Origin of the sequence: Saccharicrinis sp. GN24d3 (assembly GCF_052400645.1) — a bacterium.
GTDB lineage: Bacteria > Bacteroidota > Bacteroidia > Bacteroidales > Marinilabiliaceae > Saccharicrinis.
In genome coordinates this window covers 55,272-74,638 of sequence record NZ_JBQTGI010000008.1, presented here as the reverse complement: position 1 = coordinate 74,638, position 19,367 = coordinate 55,272, and the positions used below count along the sequence as shown (strand labels likewise).

Sequence of the window (19,367 nt, the reverse complement as noted above, 5' to 3'; positions counted from 1 at the left end):
TTTTAGTTTTTAATATTTTTCATTGTTTGAACTGTTATTCTCAAACTTTATACCACCCTACTAATCAGGACATAAAGTCATACATTCACAACATAACAATGTCATTTTGACATTGTTATTCCTTATTTTTACGCCATTTTGTCCTACACCTATAAAACAACGTGTAATTTAATTTAAGATAATGGTAACAGATGGGTAATAGTAAAGAATGCTTAAAAACTGATATTTGCCTTCAGATATTACAAAAGAAAATTTTTTCCTCCCAACAATTCCTGTGTGTACCGGAGGTCGTATTCATTCTGAATATGACCTCCTTTGTATTGCCTAAATGGAAGTTAAACAAAGATAGATTAAGCGGAGACTTCATTTATTCTTTTTCGCTGTTTTGCGACATTATAATATATTGGGATCATTAGGCATAGAGCGCTTACTCCCTTAAATTATTCCAGATCCACCTATGCCATCAGCCTGGTCGGAATCACTACCATAGTCAACAACTCTAAAAACACTGCATTTCTCTTATAAAATCCACCTGATTATAAAGTAAATTTTTGTTTCGTAGAATGCTATTTTCAGGCACAGAAAAACAAATGAATACAAAAAAGATACATGATCAATTTTCAGTTCCAAACTCCTTCAATTTTACAATCACAAAACCTGCATCGACCGTTCTCTTTTAAATCTATCCTGATACGATACGCATCACGTTGAACAATTACGTTATTACATGCCGGACATTTCGTATTAGTATATTTTTCATCCCGGACATTTCCCAGATAAACATATTTAATCCCTATTTCTTGGGCCATCAAATAAGCTTCCTCCAATATTGAGATTGAAGTTGGATGACTGTTTAATAACTTGTATGTTGGGTGAAACCGGCTGAAGTGCAAAGGAAAATCTGACAATCCATTATCCACCAACCAGCAGCACATCCTCTCTATCATTTTTATGCTATCACTATAACCCGGAACTAACAGGTTTGTTATTTCAAGCCAGACTCCCTTTTCTTTCAATGCCAATAGCGTATCCAAAACATTATTCATGGCTACACCCGATAATGTTTTATAAATTTTGGGGTCGAAACATTTTAAATCGATATTAGCTGCATCAATATATCTGCACAGCTCACGCAAAGGCTTTTTGTGAATATATCCTGCGGAAACTATTATGTTTTTCAGATTGTTTTCTTTTGCTAGAACCGCAATATCATAGGCATACTCATAATAGACAACAGGATCGGTATATGTGTAGGAGATAGAGGTGCATATTTGAGACAGGGCAGCATCCACCATATTTTCCGGAGAAACAAATTGAAACTCATCTTCGATAAAATCTGCCTGAGATATACTATAGTTCTGACAGTTTAAGCACCTTAAATTGCATCCGGTAGTAGAGATAGAAAAAGTTTTGCTCCCGGGTAAAAAATGATACAACGGTTTTTTTTCGACGGGATCCACATGCATAGCGCATGGGTATCCATAAGTCAGGGCAACCAATTTACTGTTTCGATTGACTCTGGTACGACATATGCCCACCTCGCCTTCTTTTAAAAAACAATTGTGCGGGCATAACACACATTGCACGCCATCTCCTTTCGCATGCCAATACAGCGCTTCTTTACATGGCAAGGATTTTTTCTTGTGACGATACATATTCATAACCCTCTGCTTTTCTGTACCCCTCTATAGTTATCTCACCGTCTGTGTCCAGATTAACGATAGCATAACTGTTGTTTGCCGCGCCACTTCCTTCAACTAAGGCCTTTAAAGTGTAATATAAAATACCGTCGATCACTTTTGCTCCTCCATCGTGATGATGGCCTTGAAACACCGCCGCAACATTACCTGATGCCTTTAACACATCGCGCACGGCAGAAGCATTGTTAATATATAAATCCCCTTCGCCGTCCAACAACTGGTGCACGAATATAACAACCGGCTTATCGCTCTTTTTTAACACATCGGCCAACCACAGTATTTCTTCCTGAGGAATATTGGTATCACGATAATCAAAGTTATCGTGGTCATAATCTGCACCATTCGATTTGAAACAGGCATCCAATACCACAAACCTAAACCCTGCATGCTCAAAGAAATAATACGTTTTACTTTTATCAATTCCCGTGTTTTCCACATGGCTCATGAATTGTTCCTTAGAAAGGGAATCTAGATCATGATTACCCAGGACATGGTAACGCGGCCCTTTAAATTGGGCAAATTCGTTTTCTATCTTTTTAAGGTAACCCAAAGTTTCTTTTTCGACAGGGAGTTCTGACTGATCCTTCAGATCTCCCGTTTCAATGGCAAAAGTTACATTTTCACTATTGAACAGGTTCACCGCCTCTTTAAGTTTAAAAACTCCTTCCGAATAATATCTCCCCCATTTTACGGGCGCCTCGGCATAATGAATATCAGTGACCCACCCAAACCTTAATTTTCTACTGGGACTAGCCCATGATGGCAAAAAAGAAAGGCCTGCTATAATCAATGCGCCATTACGGATAAATTCTCGCCTATTTAATTTTGTACCCATTACCTGAAACGTTTAATCGGAAAAAACAATTGCCTCAAAAACATACAAATCAGCATCCTGCCATCCAAGCCAACCAACATGGGCTTTGTCACGTGCCAAATGCCCTAGAAACTCCTCCAGGTTCCATCCTGTTTTCGTAGCAACCTGCGGCAGAAATGTCCCTTTTCTATCTCCCTTTTTTAGATACACACCATGTTTTCCCAATTCAATATCTTCGATACTATGTATCTTACGCATTGGTGTCAACACAGATATTTCTATAGTTATATCATCTAATTCTTTTTTTGAGATCGGCGTAAACCTGCCGTCGTTAAATGCGGATGAAACCGCCAGTTCAGCAACCAGTTCGGGCAGGCTATGGGATGAAGTGAATTGACCGATACAACCTCTCAAATTACTGCCCACATATACCGAAACAAATGCACTGTCGAGATGTTTGATACTGTCATCAACAATAAACCCGGATTCGTCAACTTTTACTCCCAATTGCCTTTTTATAGCCTGACGCGCTATTTGCAATAACATATTTTTTTTCTTTTCACTGATACCCATTTCATCTCTTCCGTTATCCACTATGAGAATAGATTGATACCCCACCACTCTATCCTTATTCCTGAACTGGGTCTCGCCAGATGTCATATACTTAATTTTCTTGTACTGATACCTTGACTCCCCTTCGGTTAAATACAAAAGAGTAAGTATTGAACTCCAGCCGCATAATCCTGTAAATAGATTGGGTATATTTCGCACTTCCTTTTTTTCCAATTCTTTGATAAGCACTTTAGGTTTGTTGCTACAAATTGCATTTACCGTTCCTTCATCCACTCTCCTCGCATCATCATCGCTAGGATAATGCGAAAAATCGGTGCTAAAAACAAACAGGTTCTTACTATTAAAATACGGGCGCAAATCCTCAGCTATTTTTTTACAATGAGCATAATCTTTAACCCCAATAACTATCGGCACAATGTGTTTAAGATTCTTAATTCTGTATTGCAGGAAAGGTAATTGAACTTCTATTGTGTGTTCCTCGGAATGCGCTTCCTTGTTAAAAAGCATATTTTTACTTTTACTGATCAAATCATTAGCGATATCCAAATTAACCGGAACAACGCCCAATGGCGTTTTATAATGCCCTTTATTGTATACCGAGGCTCCGTTAAAGGCCACGTGATGACTTGAACCAATAATAAAGACGTTATCAAATTCGGCTTCTTGATCAACGAGGGCATATGCACTCGCCGCCACCTTTCCTGAATAAGAATATCCGGCATGTGGAACGATCAGTGCAGAAACGCAGCGTTGAACAGCTTCCTGAACTCCATCGAAACATTTTTTCAACTGAACAATTAACTCCGCAGGATCTGAATTATAAAACGTACCCGCCACCACAGGTTCTCTTTCAACACTTAACATGACATATTGTATTTAGTACTTTAAAGTTAATGCTTTATTTTTTTATTTGTAATGATTATTTGACACAAGTTATTCACAACAAAACTCTTGTTATCAACCGTTATAACACTACAAAAAACTATCACAAAAAAAGCGCCAAATAAATTTGGCATTTAAGAAAAAACATCTACTTTTGCATCCGCGTTAACGAAATAAGACGACGCAACAAGGAGATTCAGTAGCTCAGCTGGTAGAGCACATCCCTTTTAAGGATGGGGTCCTGGGTTCGAACCCCAGCTGAATCACACTTTAAAAAGATCGAAAGCGGTCTTGAAAATAAAATCGGGGTTCCCGATATATCAGAATGATTCAGTAGCTCAGCTGGTAGAGCACATCCCTTTTAAGGATGGGGTCCTGGGTTCGAACCCCAGCTGAATCACAAAGAAAGGAGAGCAAGTTTTGTTCTCCTTTTTTTATGATTCCTATAGATCACGCGAAATATTGAAGGATCACGCCCAAAGTTACCCATGTTCCGAAATCTGTACTAATTTATCGTAAGCTAAAATCTCAATAAATTTACCGTAAATTTTGATGATGCCATCCTTTCTAAATTCGGTCAATGCGCGAATCACATTTTCGGTGGTCATGCTAATATACTCTGCAATCTCCTTTCTGTTGACGGGTAGTTCAAATTCTCTGCTTTTGTATATGTTATCAGAGAAATGTAACAATACATAGGCTATTCTTCCACGAAGATTTCGTCTTCTTATTTCCAATGATTCGCGAATAACGGCATCACTTACACGGTTCATTTTTTCAATAATACTTTTAGCAAAAGTTCCGTTCAGAAGAATCAGACTCTTTATGTGTTCAATGGGAATATTACATGTAGTAGAGTCTTCAATGACCATAACCGAATAACTATAGTGTGGCTTTGAAAATAAACTAAGCAGACTCACAAAATCAAAAGGCTTGGCAAATGAAAGTATCTGTTCCTTGCCATCTGTATTGGTAACAAACAGTTTAACCAAACCGCTTTTTAAGTATATAAATTCCTCTATGAACCTTCCTTCTTCAATTATATATTCACCTTTGCTATATTTTTTTTCTATTCTACTTCCGCAAAGACTCGACAATTGGTCAGAAGATACATTCTTAAAAAACAATTCTTTTAGTTCACACGCTTCACAACTACATTCCTGATCCATATAATTGATTTATATCATCTTATTCTTTGATTTCAATTGATATATATCATAAACTGATACTTATTACCCACTCACTACACTTTATTACCGTTCACAACAACTAACTTTCTTATATCATTTAGAGCTAGGATTATTTAACAAATAATTACATCGAGGTAACTATTCTAATATACTTAAAAATTAAGGAGATTAAAAATAATGATTTGCCCAATGTACGCGGTATGATCCATGTCAAGTTTCATAATGTGCAAAGTTGAATACCTCGAAATAAAAAAACGAATTGCCGGAAAAGAGTATAACATTGATAAAATATCCGAAATGAAGAAAATTGTAATATTAGGTGGAGGCACAGCTGGCACCATGATGGCCAATAAGCTAGCCAATGCTCTGGATAAAGAAGAATGGGTCATCACAATTGTTGATAAACACCGTACGCACTATTACCAGCCGGGTTTTTTATTTATTCCCTTTGGTATTTATAACGAACGCGATGTCACAAAGCCCAAAAGCTCTTTCTTTCCGGCAGGAATTAAAGTGTTGTACACTTCCATAGATAAAGTAGATGCCGAAAATAAAAAAGTGCAATTAGAAGGTGGAAAAGTATTGCCATACGACTTTTTGATTATAGCTACAGGAACACAAACACGGCCGGATGAAACCCCGGGTTTGAAAGAAGAGCTTTGGTATAAAGATATATTTGACTTTTATACGATTGAAGGAGCGCTTGCCTTACAAAAACACTTTAAACGTTGGAATGGAGGTAAATTAGTGATGGCAATTACGGAGATACCTTACAAATGTCCGGTTGCTCCATTAGAGTTTGTGTTTTTAGCGGAGGAATTCTTTACTAAGAAAGGGATGCGCGATAAGGTTGATATTACCATCGTTACGCCCATGTCGGGTGTATTTACCAAGCCTATTGCCACCAAGATGCTTTCAGAATTGCTCAACGAAAAAAACATCAATGTAGTTGCCGATTTTTATATCGAGCGTATCGATAATGATAAAAAAACTTTGGTGTCGTACGACGAGCGGGAAGTAGAATTCGATACCCTGACAATAATTCCTGTGAATATGGGCGATGAGATGGTGAATCGCAGTGGTTTAGGTGATGAACTCAATTTTGCCTTTACGGATAAACACACCTTAAAACATCGGGATCACGACAATATATTTGTACTTGGTGATGCCGCTAACATACCCACGTCCAAAGCTGGTTCAGTGGCACATTTTGCTTCTGAAATATTGTTTGATAACCTGATGAACGCGATAGATGGAAGACCATTGACCGCTCATTTCGATGGACATGCCAACTGTTATATTGAAACTGGATACGGAATGGGGGCATTAATAGATTTTAACTATGAAACAGAACCCCTTCCGGGCACCTTTCCTTTACCTGGCATTGGACCATTTGGCTTACTCAAAAACACCAAAATAAATCATTATGGCAAAATAATGTTTCGATGGATTTATTGGCATTTACTGTTAAAAGGGAAGGAATTGCCTGTGGAAGCAGATATGACTATGGCCGGCAAGAAACGTGTAACCTTTTAAAGCCAACACTATGAATGAGCAATATTTACAAGAGCAAATAAACTTGCTCAATCACAAAATGGATTTGGTACTTGATTCGCTCAATCTGCAAAACCAAAAGGCGGAAAGCGTAGAGGACTTACTAGCCGACTTGCAAATTGTGGGCAAGGACATGTACGATACGGCGGTTGTTGAACTGGAGAACCAACAGGTGGAAATTGATATAGACCAATTAAAACAACTCGGCATAAAACTGTTGCAAAACGTCGATAATATATCTGATATCCTATCTCTATTTGAAAGCTCGATAGATTTCGTAAAAGATGCAGCACCCTTAGCTCGCAATTCCATCATCGATTTAACAAGAAATTTACACAAAGTAGAGCAAAAGGGCTATTTCGAGTTCTTTCGCGAAGCAAGTCGCATTATCGACAATGTAGTCACTAATTTTTCATCTGAGGATGTTCGTCTATTGGCCGATAATATCGTGACCATTATGGGCACTCTTAAAAATTTCACCCAGCCAGAAATAATGCATTCGGTACAAAATGCCCTTAAGGTGTACCAAAGCATTGATGTAAAAGACACTCCGGAGTATTCCGTGTTTAAATTAATTCGCGAACTGAATAAACCTGAAATGAAGAAGGCAATGGGTTTTATGGTTGCCTTCATGAAAAATATGTCGAAAGAATAATATTCTAACAAACTAAATTTATACTACGATGGCACAAAAAGAATATGCAAACAAAACGGTAGATGTAAACGATGAAGGTTATATGACCAATCCGGCACAATGGGATCGGGAAATAGCCCATGCCATTGCCAAGGAGATAGGTATTGAACTTACAGAATTACACTTTGAAGTGTTGGCTTATTTAAGAGAGAAATTTGAAAGTGGTGAAGTATTAACTATTCGTAAAGTGGGTAAGTCAGGCATCACAGACATTAAGGGATTATACAAGCTATTCCCTGGTGGACCATTAAAATATGCCTCCCGAATTGCAGGTATTCCAAAACCTTCAAGCTGTGTTTAAGTCAGTCTCATTAAAAAACAAAAGCCATGAATAAAGAAGATAGTCCATTAAAAAAAGTGTGTATTATATGTGCAAAAGGATCCATTGAAGATGTTTATGCTACGCTTGTATTAGCTAACGGTGCTGTTATGGAAGGCATCGAAGCAAAATTATTTTTTACCTTTTTTGGTTTAGATGCGATCACTAAAAAACAAATGAACAAGCTACATACGGCAACCATAGGAAATCCAGCAATGCGAATGCCTGGTGGCCTGGCATTTCCGAGCTTACTGGGTATGTTACCGGGCGTAGAAGCTGGCGTATCATCTATGATGAAAAAGCAAATGGAAGATTTGGATATTCCTCCTGTTGAAGAATTCTTTGAAATGATTACTGCGGGAGGTGGAGAAATTTATGCGTGTAAATTAGCCATGGACATGTTTAAATTAACCAAGGATGATTTGTACGAAGAGGTCTCTGCGGTATTAACTGTTGCCGATTTTTATGCCATGTGTGGCGGAGATAACACGCAGATTATTTTTACTTAATATAACCATTCTAATTGAATCTGTGACTAGTGTTAAATAACCTACCGGCAACTTTGTCGATAGGTTTTATACCAATTAATTATTTAATACTTATTACAAATGGTTTCCGGTGTAGGGACAATAGGTACTTTCATACTTCAAAGGGTTTACCTTTTGTTTTCGTACTTAAGCTTTCTCCAAGATGCAGATAAGTAGCAGAACGCCGTCGTAATTGTGCCAATGAAATTAGTGAGCAAGGTACCAATAGCTTAGATGTAGTTCAAAGGGTTGGAAAGAAATTTACCAGATCGGTTGCTGACATCCAAAAACCTGCCAACCTGGTAACCGAGATATCAGCCTCTTCGCCAGAACAAAATGCAGGTGCCATGCCGTAAACAAAGCGGCTAACCCAAAACACTTATGGATGACTTTTGATACAATATAAATAGTCACCCAATGAGTTTAGGACTAACACTTAAAGGCCATCTTCTGTACCTCAACACCTTCAATGCCTACCAGTTTCTTTTCCAGTTTCTTCTGTTCTTTTTTATCGCCAAACAATTCGAGGATAATCAATCCGCTTTTGCTACAAAAGTCATCCGAAACTTCGTGCAATCCCAAACGGGTTTTAATGGAGCAGCCAAATTTAGTTAACACTTTTTGCACTTCTCCCGCTTCTTTGGTACGATCGAACACACTAACGCCTAAAATTGTGATTTTTTCTGAGTTCATAATGTCTGGATTTAATAGTTGACAGGAAGTTAGTGTTTTGGCTGTCAAAAGTCAATTCTATTTTACATTATCCTCACGCGCTTTATGGGCTGCTGCACTGCAAACTTATCTGACGGCTATACCTAAAAACTAACCGTCATCCGATGAGTGCTTTCCATTAAGCATTTTTAAAGAGAACCACGCCAATAAAACAATTACAACAACCATTACACCCCAAAGCCAGAATTTGTTAAAAATTGCGGATGGGGGGATGTTTTTACGGTCAAACATCCTTTCTTCATCACCTAAATTCAGGGCAGTCAACCGTGCAGGTATTTGATCTTGGAACCTGACTATATCATACTTGGGCAACAAAGCCATTTTGTTACCATAAAACAAGTAATAAGTCGCTTCTCTTGCAAATCTGACGTTCAATTCGTGTTTGTAGCCCGTTACTTCTATTGACTCAATATCCAACGGCTCGTTATCATTGTTCTCGATAGAGACGAGCATCTTCTTTAATGTTGTACTTTTAAAGTTAAAATCATTCGTTGCCAGCGAATTTAAAGTTCCTATGAGCAATTTACCATACCTATAAACCCATCCAGTTTCTGTTTCAATACTATCTTGTATTAATTTAATACTAACGCGTCTGTAATAATCGAAATCACTTTTAATGTTAATAGTCACTTTTCCTGCACGTACTGGGTCATCAAAATCCACTTCAATTTCGGTCGTCTTATACTTTTTATTTTCGGTTACATAAAAGTTCTTGACTGGATATTTTTTTCCTTCCCCATCAAGTGTACTCGATTGAACAAGAGCCGCACTGCTTAAACGTGGATTTTTTGTTGCAGGAATAAATAGCCTCAGGTATTTATACTTTGATGAAGAAAATGACAGTTTGTTAAACTGAAAATCAGTAAAATCGTTCACTATGGATACGATTCTGTAATCATCTAATATCGTGAACCACTCTTTGCTGTCCGAGCTTCCTTCGAGACGCACCTGCCAATCAAAATTTTTCCGTGTAAAGTCTAACTCTATCTCGTTAACCGATACACCCTCTTTTAATTCGAAGGTATAGTAATAACCATTTTTATCATGCGATTTATTAATCGTTTTAAAACGGATCTTTTTGACAGATGTTTGCGGAACATTTTCCTTTAAAAAATAAGGTGCCTCAACCGTATCTTTATATGGCGTTATTCCATAAATTCGAATATCGGCAAGGTTATCCTCTAAGTTTCCGAACATATTATCTGGAAGCTCCAATCTATGCCATGTTTCGTTTATATTCAAAATCTCCCTTTTGTACTTATATTTTTCTATTTGTGCACACATCAAAGAGTTGAGCAATATAAACAGAAGAAATACAATATATCTACTCTTCATTGACTACGGGTTTGTATTTGTTATATAAAAATGAGATCACCAAAAGTAGCACCCCCAGGGAAACGAACACAATAGTTTTTTGTATGGTGCTTAAGTTGGTCAGATCATAAAAGAAAAGTTTTAACAGCGTGACTGCAAAAAGCGACATCCCCCCTATCCGCAAGTGTTGCCTTTTTTGAACCATACCCAGGATTATGATTGCAAGCGAATAAACCCCAAACAAAATGCTCAAAGTGGTTTTATAAACTGATTCAAAACCATTTACCGACAACCAGGTAACCAACTCGTTACTCAACATTGTTATAATCGTGATATGTAATAACAGGTCGAAGTAAAGCCTATATTTATTTAACAGATTATTGATATGCAGATTTAGATAAGCAAAATACATAAGTGCTGCCACAAAAGCGACACACACATACCGCATGGCTACATTAAAAAATCCACGATGAAAATATTCCGACTGCGATTGAAGTACATAGCTATCCCGCAATTCACCCAGGGTGTAAATGCCATTGGTTATAAACAAGCCAATAATCAACACACTTGCGCCTAGCGTAACATAGGCCAGACTTATGCTTTTAATTTTCTTTAAATTGATAAGCGATAGAATAGCTGCAAATAGCATTGAGTAATTATACAACCAGATGGTTTTAAACCGATTTAAATCATAATTACTGATAAAATTATAGTAATCCTTTCCCTCTGGTTTAACCGAAATTCTGGTATCCACCAAAAGATGATTCCAATAATAAGATATCTCCATTTTAAATGCGTAATAGGTAACAAACAGCAACATACCGGGAATAACATAAGTAAACCGTTGTGATATTCGTGGGTATTCCAACAAGTGAGATTGGTTTTTATGCTGTACATATTGTATAAATGCGAAAGCTGCAATCACCAGCGACGAAGACAAAAAGTTAATATTAAAAATACTGACTAAACTCTTGTCAACACCACTGTATGGCACATTATAATTAAACATCCAATCGTGAAGAAGGCTAAAAAATGCCAACAGCATTAACGGGTAAGATAGCAGTTCGTATAAGGAAACCTCTTTTGTTTTACCAATCCAATATAACAATGCACCCAAACCTGCCCAAAGCAGTGTCACCCAGTTTCCGTCCAATTGAACAGGAATAGCAATCACCACAAAAACCAGTACCAGCCCTGTCACCAAATTATACAGGTTCTTGTCTGCCAGTTTTTGTTGATGAACAATAAGTCCTACCGTAAAATGAACAATGGCGTTGCAAAGGGTAAATAAACCCAGTAATTGCTCGTACCCTATCTGTTTATCGAGCAATGAATATCCTATTCCATAAAAAATAAACGAATTGGCTAATAACAGAATAATATCGGGTCGTTTGAACACTTCGTTTTTCTGTAGCTTGTAGGCTAAAAAGGTGATGTAAAACGATATGAAGAAAATACTGGCAAAAGTTAATGCCAGGGCAAAATACGGTTCAAACTTATATTCGGGCAGGTACCACATAAAAAACATCAACCAGCTTAAACCAAAAGAAACATAGTAAAGTGGTTTCCAGTATTTTTTTAGAGAGATAAACAGAATACCGACATTGATGATGGCTATATAAGTAAACAAGGGTAGTACATTCCCGCTATCATCACTCAACAAAAAAGGTATGGCATAAGCACCCACCAAACCAATTAGGGCAATCACCTGACGGCTATAGGATAGCGCTGCAATAACCGTAAAAACCGTGAACACAACCATTAGACCAAAGGAGAGTACTTGCGGTATTAAACCAAAAAAACTATAGGCCGAGAAAGTGATGAAATACATGGTTGTCATGGCACCACTGACCAATACGGCACTGTAGTTTTCGTACTTGCTCCGCATTTTCATCCCAACCACAAGGAGTGCAATACCACTTACATAGCCCAGGATGATCCGTGTTAAGGGACTGATTAGATTATGCTCGATGGAATATTTGGTTCCGATAGCAATTCCTATTACCAAGATGGCAATTCCTATTTTGTTCATCAGGTTTTCGCCGATAAACTTTTCCAGGCTTGTTTTGCTTTGGTGTTTAATCAGGTCTTTTGGCCTAGCCTGTTCTTTTAAAGAAATAGCAGGTTCTGTTGCCTTTTGCTTTTGCTCCGGATTACTATTTTCCTGCAACGATCTAACACCTGCCGGATTATAAATACCTTTTTCTGTCGAAACTTTCGAGGTCGACTCCTCTGTTTGCGAAGATGACAAACTTTCGATTTTTCTGATAAGGTTTATTTCTTCCTTTATGTTATTAATTTCCTTGGTAAAATCAACTTGTCGCTTAAGGATATAGTCAAGTTTTTGTTCCAGTTTTCTGATTTGATCGTCTGAGCTATCCATATCAAGTCTGTTCGGTTTGTAATTTAGGTATTACAAAGTACGATTTTTTTTGAAACAAGAGGGACGGTATATTCTGACGCTCCAATGTCTGCGACGATTGGAGGTCCTGAACGCTTTTCAATGGTGAAATCCTTTAAAACAACTACTTCGGATTACTATAAAACCAATTTTAGAAATATAGGCTATTCATTTCTGTATGGAATAAACCTCCGTTGTTCCCAAACCAGGTTCTTGATCATCGAGGATACCACGGCGTTTATTGGTTGACCTTTACTTCTGGCAACAATTTTCCTCATCGCAGCCTACGCCAATTTTTAAACGATCTATTTTACCATGTCGTTTTTTTTAGACCTCCATTAAACGTTTTTTTCTGCTCTTTTTTTAGCATAGAAAGCAATCTTTTCAGGATTGTTGCTATAAGCATAACTTAAAAACTTGGCACGTGAGGCTCCGTCATACTCTGATAGCCCTGCTTTTTTGAGTTTTGACTTAATCTTCTTCAATGCCTTTAAAACCTTTTTGTCGGGATTATTCTCGGCGCTTAACCATTGGCGTAGCTTATAAGAATGGTGTAAGTCAAGTGATGATGCAAACTTTTTGGCTTCAGTTGGAGCTATCCACATAAAATAACTTTGTTTGGTCCAGGTATACCCGCGGTACTAATGGCTTTGTTGGCTATGTTCCATCGTTAAACTCCAGCATCATAACCACAGCTACCGAATCGGTGTAGGTTTTCATTTGTGACGCAGGTAGCTTATGTGTTACACATGCTTTTTGAAAAGTAACGGAATCGATAACCACATTATTATCTTTATCGATATATTGGTAGTTGAGCGAGAACCTGTCAATAGTTTTAAGGTTGGTGCCTTTTACCTGGTCCACGGCATAGGAGGTTTAGGCGATGGTATTTGATGCAAACAAAATAGCTAAAAGAAGTAATGATAATTTCTCGGAAATCTTTCTCATTGGTTTTTTTTACCACGGAGGCACGAAGGGCACTAAGGTGCACAATGTTTATTTGAACTCGGATTACAAATCCGAGCTAGCTTTAGGTTGTTTTTACTCACCGGATGAAAATTTGCGTAATGTAAATATTCATCCGGTGAGTTATATTAATAGGATAGCATCGCTTGGAGCGATGCCATCCCTCTATTTATTCGCTTCAATAATTTTTAACATCAACGCATAATGTGCTTTATGGGTTCCTTTGATTTGCTTCTTTACTATCTTCTCTGCTTTTTCTAACTCAGTTAAAGAAGCCATCACGATAAAACGATCTACATAATTTACTTTAGCTGCATTTCCTGTTGCCAGGGCTGTTTCATTACCAAAACTATCCTCAAACAGCTTACTGGAAATCTGTGGTTTTAAATGGTTTTTTACCGAGTTGGTCATCGTAATGAGATTATGCACGTAGCTTTGTTGCAAGGCCATTTCAATATCAGTTAATCCACCTTCGGATAATCCCCAAATCAAATCGCTCATATCGCTTAAGTACGCTTCCGATGAATAAACAGAACGGTTGGTTTCGATACGTTGAAAGAAGAATCCGCTCATCATCTTATCAAAGGCACCAATCACTTTTTTATAGTAATCATTTCGTAACGAACCTAATCGGTCTTCAATATCTTTGTTAACGAGCCATTCGCTATTGGCCATTTCATTTACTATCCAGGCTATGGCCTCTTGTTGTTTGGCTTTACTAACCGGTGTAAACAAGGGTTTATCCTCACCTTCTACACCAAAATACTGGTAAGCCCCACCAATGTAAGACATGGAATGCTCCAGGTAACGGTTGTACTGACTGGTTACTTCTTTATATAACTGACGTAGATAATCGTAATCCTTGTTAGGCTCAGTCCCCCACTCTACCAGGTGGTTCATTATAAATTTCAGGTTCTTCATACCATAGGTACCCGCCAAAACAGCATCATCGCCCAAAGCCTCGGCCTGAGCTGCCGGATCGCCGGAAATACCCATGGCAAATTGGGGCGTAAAACGATACATGGGGTCATCGGCCTTTTCTAAAAACCAACTATTTAATGTTTCGTATTCTTCAGCTGGTTTGGCAATGTTAGGTAACCATTGATATCCATATTTAATGGCAAAGATATCGAATACGCCCAGTGGCGGCGGCGTTAGTTCCACGCCCTTATCCTCTGGTTGCGCTATATAATTGTATCGGGCATAATCCATAATAGATGGGGTAGTGCCATATTTTTGGGTAAAAGTAACCGAACGCAGCGAATCTACCGGATATGCATATGAAGCTCTCATATTGTGCTCAAATCCTAGTGTATGTCCCATTTCGTGAGCTGCTGCATAACGAATCAAACGTCCCATCAGCTCATCCGAGAACAACTTCTCGCGAGCCTCCTCTTCAACCTGTCCGCATTGTACCAAACGCCAGTCGTGCAGCTTTTGAATCACATCGCCATACCAGATAATATCTCCTTTTATGATTTCGCCCGAACGCGGATCTGTCCAGCGAGTCCCCTGGGCATTTATAGTAGTATTTGGCACATAGCGGAAAGTGGTGTTGATCAGGTTATCAGGATTAAATTTCGGGTCGTCAGGAAATGGCTTGGCCATAATGGCATTTTTAAAACCAATGGCTTCAAAGGCCATTTGCCAATCTTCGATACCTTGTTTTACATATTTTTGCCACCTTTTGGGCATACCATTATCGATATAAACAACAATAGGTTTTTTAGGTTCCACTAATTTTCCTGCCAGGTAATCTTTTATGTCTTTTTGTTTAGGTTCCATCCTATAGCGATGAATATAAGATTCCCTCCGGGATGTTCCGCCATTGTCCTCGAAATAGGTTATACCGCCATCGAAAAAGTTGATTCTGCGATCGCTTAATCGGGGCATCATGGGTTCTTTATCGAGTAATACAATGGAACGGTTGACCATGGTACGGTAGGGTGTAGAATTTGTGCTCCAGTTAAAATAAGATTGTAACTCGATATTTTTTTCAAATACCTGCACTTTGGCCAGGTACGATGATTCTGTATCCAGTTTTCCGGGTTTTCCTTTGCTTTTAAACGGTGTAACCACGGGTAATTCTTTATCAAAAAAATCGGTCATATCAATCACCAAAGCACTGTCTTTACCAAAAGCTTTTATTGGGAAGGTTTCCAATACCGGAGTCATGTAGTTTCGGGCGAAGGCATTTTTAATGTCCTCACTTTTTTCTCCTAATACGTCTTTTACATTAGGAACCAAAAGGTATACATTTTCTTCATCGTGTGAAAATTGGAATACCACAGGTCCTACACGTAACTCACCTGCATAAGCTTTTCCGCGTGCCGGGTTGCTCACCTTGGCAATACGCGAAGCCATCAGAAACTCGCGTTTGAATAAAGAATCCGGTATCTCGAAATACAACTTATCTTCACTCTTATGCACCGTCCACATTCCCTTTTGCGTGGTAAAATCGGAGGTGATCACCTTTTCGTAAGGTTTTATTTTCCCGTTGGTTTTAGTTTCGTTTTTTTCTTCGGCTTGTACCGAAAATGAACCTATAACCAATAGGCTTATCAATAAATGGAATATTTTCATTTTTTTTTAAAATTAGAATCAAATTGGATGAACACAAAGACTTGGAGACATATCGTTTTAATATACCTCTTCACTCCGGGCTCTGCATTACTTTATTTACAATCTATATAATTGCATTTTTAGTTATTTTTCTAATAGAAAATTATTTCACTAATTCCTGAGGTTCAAAGCATCCTTCGCTTAATGGTTCTGGATCTCCTCCATAACTATTTTTATTATATATCCGGTAATGGGACTCACGCGTCCCTCCGAACAATTCCTCGCTGTAAGCTTTTAAAACCAAAATTATTTCGAAAAGACCTTCTGAAACTTCCTGATATGTGCCACTTCCACTAATTTCTATCTTAAATTCTTCATAAGTCTTATTTGAAATGGTTAACTCCTGTCCGGTTACCTTCACTATTCCCTCTGATGCACTGGTTCCATCTTTCGGGAAAAACTCCAACGCATCTCTAATGTTAAACCCTGGAGACTTATCTTCATCTGTATAGTCATTAGTGAACCAGCGTTTCAAATTAAATGAATTTACTGTTCTTCCTGCATTAGGCGAATAAAAACCTACCTTAAATGCATGGTGATAAACATCGTCATTAGTATCTGAAGTACCATTATCGGAATACAACACTGCCATTGAATCTGTGGCTGGAACAACCAACGGATATGTGAAGGTATTAAAAGCGGTCCACTCACAACCAGGCTCACTATTGTAATCCATCCAGTTTTCGCCGTAAGTTCTATAATAAGGATCGCTAAGGTTATAAAAATTAGATGCGGTAAACACTTTTTTATCTCTCGGTATTTTTATAGGTTTCACTATCCAGAAACTGGAATTACCCGAAGACTGATACAAGGATTCTTCAACCAATTTTAACTTGGTGGTATATTCAACATCATCATCATTTATATTTTCATTTAATGTTAATATGTATTTAATTTTCGAAAAGTTCACAAGGTCCAACTCACGTTCCAAAACATAATCAAACTCTTTAATCTGATCGAACAACTGTAATGATTCTACTTCCTCTGGTAAAAACCCCTTATTGAACAATATCTCAAATTCTATCCGTTCACCCACCAACCCATCTATTTCCTTGCGATTATCAGAAAACGAAACACTTGTATTAACCGTACCTAGGCTTAAAGCTAGGTTCTTATTTTTCAATTCGCTATTTAGATGTCCCAGGTTTACATTTTCATCACTAGTGTCCACCAAAACAAAGTCAATTTTAATGTCATCATCCGCATTCCATCGTTTGTTAAAATTTACAGTAATTGTATCTGTAAAGTTATCCGGACCAAAAGATAAGTTTGCCGGACTGACGTTTAAACCATCAAAATTACCAGTTACATCACTAGAGTATTCAACCGTTATTTCTTTGTCTAAACCGGGATAAGTTAAGACAACAGGAATTTTCAGCGGTTTAATGGATTCATGCGTATACTCCTCCAATGCTGTTTCACTATTATCTTTTACATCTCCTGCCTCAAACGGTTCATTGTTACTATTTGTCAGCAGGAAAAAGCGCACAAAAGGGGAACCATTATAGGTCATTTCCCCCGTAATATCATCGGAATCACACCTTAAAAATGTAATAGCAATAATTAATATGAATAATACTTTAGTAACCTTCATTTTGAACCAAATTTGAATTTAAATAAGTATTTCCTCTGGGAATAGGTAACACAAAATAATTAGACGGATAATCAAGATGGCAAGTATTGGCAATACAACCATCGTTACGATCAACATTCTTATGAAAACGAGCTATATCGAACAACAAATGTCCTTCGAAGCAAAGCTCACGTCTTCGTTCCAAAAATATTTCATCTAATAAATCGTCGGTAATTAAAGCAGGTGTCGCCCCTGCCCTATCCCTTATTGTATTTAAATCGCTTAATGCATTTCCCTGCTCATCCAACCGTGCATAAGCTTCGGCTCTAATCAAATAAAGCTCGCTTAATCGCATCAAAGGATTTCCAGGGTTATCCTGGAATTTATGTGTGAAGTAATATGGCAGATCCTCCAAATCGGTTTGATTGGGGATTACAGTTGGCAAATCAACTTCTAAAAACATGGAATCCCCTCTCACATCTCCTGCTTCAAACAGACTCAACAAATCTCCTGAACTTGAGTATTCCTGATAATCGCTTGTACTAAAAAAACCGTAGGCTCCAGCCATAGTATTCGTAGTTTGATAAGTACCATCCTCGCTTTGTACTGCCGAAAACTCAAATATAATTTCCGAAACAGGAGCATTGTCTTCTTTCCATTGATTGTCATACTCCTCTTTGCTCATCAATGAAATCCCACTGTTCAGAATAACATCGCTACAATAGTCAACAGCCATTTGATATTCGTTGGCATATAAGGCTACCCTTGCTAACAAAGCCTTACACGAGATGTTATTAAAATATGAATATGAAGGTCCGCTCAGTAAGCTAATTTCTGTAAAATTATCAATCGCATCCTCAAGGTCATTTAAAACAAAACTATAACTCTCTACCGCTGTTTTTCGTGCAGGGTAATCTACGCCAACCTGTTGAGTTCTTTCGTTACAAACAATGCCTAAATGAGAAGCATCAGGGGTATAAGAAAAGTTCTGCGAATACATTCTGACCAGGTAAAAATGACATAACGCCCTTATGCATAATGTCTCGGCCTTAAGTTGTCTTTTTACGTCATCACCCACCTCTGTTAATTGATCCAAATGTTCCAATATTTCGTTACTCGCATTGATTATTTCATAAGCTCCATCATACAACGATGACAAGTCACTACTCTCTTCTTTATCCTGAAAAGAGTATACATTTTCAACGGAATATGGAACATCTATTTCCCCTTTACTGGAAGATGTATGGGAAGGCGTAAAAACAATGTTGCCACCCAATAAATCGGCGTAGATGGCATGCTGCCTAAAAGTAGAAATATCTTCAAGGTCATAATAACATCCATTTAATGCCAGTTGAAACCCCTCATAGGTTGAAAACAATTCCTCAGTAGATGTTTGAGTTCCTGGTTCCTGCTCCAGAAAATCACTGCAACTTACTGACAATAACAATATAGCTGTAAGATATACTAATATATTTCGCATCGTTTCTTCTTTATTCAAATTGAAAA

16 protein-coding genes and 2 tRNA genes are annotated in these 19,367 nt (G+C 37.8%); 6 read left to right on the top strand and 12 right to left on the bottom strand.

All coding sequences use genetic code 11. From position 1 onward, the window contains the following. Positions 1-620: 620 nt before the first annotated feature. The 3 genes from amrS to amrB are packed head-to-tail and all read right to left on the bottom strand — an operon-like array spanning position 621 to position 3,951. The gene (gene amrS, locus ACT29I_RS11120; protein ID WP_444793449.1) at positions 621-1,661 is read right to left on the bottom strand and encodes an AmmeMemoRadiSam system radical SAM enzyme; all 1,041 of its coding nucleotides are present in this window, start codon (positions 1,659-1,661) and stop codon (positions 621-623) included. Continuing rightward, positions 1,621-2,535, bottom strand: coding sequence for a metallophosphoesterase (locus ACT29I_RS11115; RefSeq protein WP_444793448.1), 915 nt, complete (start codon positions 2,533-2,535; stop codon positions 1,621-1,623). The genes amrS and ACT29I_RS11115 overlap by 41 nt, the downstream gene beginning before the upstream one ends. A gap of 12 nt (positions 2,536-2,547) precedes the next feature. After that, positions 2,548-3,951 (bottom strand): AmmeMemoRadiSam system protein B, encoded by a 1,404-nt coding sequence (amrB, locus tag ACT29I_RS11110; protein ID WP_444793447.1) that lies wholly within the window; start codon positions 3,949-3,951, stop codon positions 2,548-2,550. Positions 3,952-4,162: 211 nt separating this feature from the next. Between amrB and ACT29I_RS11105 the strand changes: the two genes are divergently transcribed. Together ACT29I_RS11105 and ACT29I_RS11100 are read left to right on the top strand one after the other, a co-directional pair. Then, positions 4,163-4,235 (top strand) — tRNA-Lys (locus tag ACT29I_RS11105). A 61-nt stretch (positions 4,236-4,296) separates the two neighbouring features. Further along, a tRNA-Lys gene (locus ACT29I_RS11100) sits at positions 4,297-4,369 on the top strand. Positions 4,370-4,451: 82 nt separating this feature from the next. On the opposite strand, the gene ACT29I_RS11095 is transcribed toward ACT29I_RS11100, so the two are convergent. After that, a complete protein-coding gene (locus ACT29I_RS11095) occupies positions 4,452-5,138 on the bottom strand; it encodes a Crp/Fnr family transcriptional regulator (protein WP_444793446.1) in 687 nt (228 codons plus the stop codon). Between the two features lie 318 nt (positions 5,139-5,456). On the opposite strand from ACT29I_RS11095, the gene sqr reads away from it, so the two are divergent. The 4 genes from sqr to ACT29I_RS11075 are packed head-to-tail and all read left to right on the top strand — an operon-like array spanning position 5,457 to position 8,235. Then, the gene (gene sqr / locus ACT29I_RS11090) at positions 5,457-6,695 is read left to right on the top strand and encodes a type III sulfide quinone reductase, selenoprotein subtype (RefSeq protein WP_444793445.1); all 1,239 of its coding nucleotides are present in this window, start codon (positions 5,457-5,459) and stop codon (positions 6,693-6,695) included. Positions 6,696-6,705: 10 nt separating this feature from the next. Beyond that, entirely contained in the window at positions 6,706-7,368 is a 663-nt protein-coding gene (locus tag ACT29I_RS11085; RefSeq protein ID WP_430936070.1) for a DUF1641 domain-containing protein, read from the top strand. Positions 7,369-7,396: 28 nt separating this feature from the next. After that, positions 7,397-7,708 carry a TusE/DsrC/DsvC family sulfur relay protein gene (locus ACT29I_RS11080; protein WP_430936072.1) on the top strand — a complete coding sequence of 104 codons (312 nt, stop codon included), beginning with the start codon at positions 7,397-7,399 and terminating at the stop codon, positions 7,706-7,708. Between the two features lie 26 nt (positions 7,709-7,734). After that, positions 7,735-8,235: a DsrE/DsrF/DrsH-like family protein gene (locus tag ACT29I_RS11075; protein ID WP_430936074.1), complete on the top strand. Its 501-nt coding sequence runs from the start codon at positions 7,735-7,737 to the stop codon at positions 8,233-8,235. Positions 8,236-8,682: 447 nt separating this feature from the next. Here the strand turns inward: ACT29I_RS11075 and ACT29I_RS11070 are convergent, their stop codons facing one another. The 8 genes from ACT29I_RS11070 to ACT29I_RS11035 all read right to left on the bottom strand — a co-directional run bounded on the left by ACT29I_RS11070 (position 8,683) and on the right by ACT29I_RS11035 (position 19,341). Further along, positions 8,683-8,946: a hypothetical protein gene (locus tag ACT29I_RS11070; RefSeq protein ID WP_430936076.1), complete on the bottom strand. Its 264-nt coding sequence runs from the start codon at positions 8,944-8,946 to the stop codon at positions 8,683-8,685. Between the two features lie 129 nt (positions 8,947-9,075). Beyond that, on the bottom strand, positions 9,076-10,320 hold the full coding sequence (locus tag ACT29I_RS11065; RefSeq protein WP_444793444.1) for a DUF3999 family protein: 1,245 nt from the start codon (positions 10,318-10,320) through the stop codon (positions 9,076-9,078). Continuing rightward, positions 10,310-12,682 (bottom strand): DUF2339 domain-containing protein, encoded by a 2,373-nt coding sequence (locus tag ACT29I_RS11060; protein WP_444793443.1) that lies wholly within the window; start codon positions 12,680-12,682, stop codon positions 10,310-10,312. The genes ACT29I_RS11065 and ACT29I_RS11060 overlap by 11 nt, the downstream gene beginning before the upstream one ends. A gap of 356 nt (positions 12,683-13,038) precedes the next feature. After that, a complete protein-coding gene (locus ACT29I_RS11055) occupies positions 13,039-13,305 on the bottom strand; it encodes a hypothetical protein (protein WP_444793442.1) in 267 nt (88 codons plus the stop codon). Between the two features lie 52 nt (positions 13,306-13,357). Further along, positions 13,358-13,564, bottom strand: a complete 207-nt coding sequence (locus ACT29I_RS11050; protein WP_444793441.1) for a hypothetical protein — start codon at positions 13,562-13,564, stop codon at positions 13,358-13,360. 267 nt (positions 13,565-13,831) lie between these two features. Further along, positions 13,832-16,249 (bottom strand): zinc-dependent metalloprotease, encoded by a 2,418-nt coding sequence (locus ACT29I_RS11045; RefSeq protein ID WP_444793440.1) that lies wholly within the window; start codon positions 16,247-16,249, stop codon positions 13,832-13,834. A 142-nt stretch (positions 16,250-16,391) separates the two neighbouring features. Beyond that, complete coding sequence (locus ACT29I_RS11040) at positions 16,392-17,882, bottom strand: hypothetical protein (RefSeq protein WP_430936088.1); 1,491 nt, start codon at positions 17,880-17,882, stop codon at positions 16,392-16,394. After that, a complete protein-coding gene (locus tag ACT29I_RS11035) occupies positions 17,869-19,341 on the bottom strand; it encodes a RagB/SusD family nutrient uptake outer membrane protein (RefSeq protein WP_444793439.1) in 1,473 nt (490 codons plus the stop codon). The genes ACT29I_RS11040 and ACT29I_RS11035 overlap by 14 nt, the downstream gene beginning before the upstream one ends. Positions 19,342-19,367 lie beyond the last annotated feature (26 nt).

Coding starts and splice junctions, on each gene's coding strand:
- ACT29I_RS11060 (WP_444793443.1), bottom strand. CDS start 12,682: ATGGATAGCTCAGACGATCAAATCAGAAAACTGGAACAAAAACTTGAC.
- ACT29I_RS11075 (WP_430936074.1), top strand. CDS start 7,735: ATGAATAAAGAAGATAGTCCATTAAAAAAAGTGTGTATTATATGTGCA.
- amrB (WP_444793447.1), bottom strand. CDS start 3,951: ATGTTAAGTGTTGAAAGAGAACCTGTGGTGGCGGGTACGTTTTATAAT.
- ACT29I_RS11045 (WP_444793440.1), bottom strand. CDS start 16,249: ATGAAAATATTCCATTTATTGATAAGCCTATTGGTTATAGGTTCATTT.
- ACT29I_RS11115 (WP_444793448.1), bottom strand. CDS start 2,535: ATGGGTACAAAATTAAATAGGCGAGAATTTATCCGTAATGGCGCATTG.
- ACT29I_RS11040 (WP_430936088.1), bottom strand. CDS start 17,882: ATGAAGGTTACTAAAGTATTATTCATATTAATTATTGCTATTACATTT.
- ACT29I_RS11085 (WP_430936070.1), top strand. CDS start 6,706: ATGAATGAGCAATATTTACAAGAGCAAATAAACTTGCTCAATCACAAA.
- ACT29I_RS11070 (WP_430936076.1), bottom strand. CDS start 8,946: ATGAACTCAGAAAAAATCACAATTTTAGGCGTTAGTGTGTTCGATCGT.
- sqr (WP_444793445.1), top strand. CDS start 5,457: ATGAAGAAAATTGTAATATTAGGTGGAGGCACAGCTGGCACCATGATG.
- ACT29I_RS11065 (WP_444793444.1), bottom strand. CDS start 10,320: ATGAAGAGTAGATATATTGTATTTCTTCTGTTTATATTGCTCAACTCT.
- amrS (WP_444793449.1), bottom strand. CDS start 1,661: ATGAATATGTATCGTCACAAGAAAAAATCCTTGCCATGTAAAGAAGCG.
- ACT29I_RS11095 (WP_444793446.1), bottom strand. CDS start 5,138: ATGGATCAGGAATGTAGTTGTGAAGCGTGTGAACTAAAAGAATTGTTT.
- ACT29I_RS11055 (WP_444793442.1), bottom strand. CDS start 13,305: ATGTGGATAGCTCCAACTGAAGCCAAAAAGTTTGCATCATCACTTGAC.
- ACT29I_RS11080 (WP_430936072.1), top strand. CDS start 7,397: ATGGCACAAAAAGAATATGCAAACAAAACGGTAGATGTAAACGATGAA.
- ACT29I_RS11035 (WP_444793439.1), bottom strand. CDS start 19,341: ATGCGAAATATATTAGTATATCTTACAGCTATATTGTTATTGTCAGTA.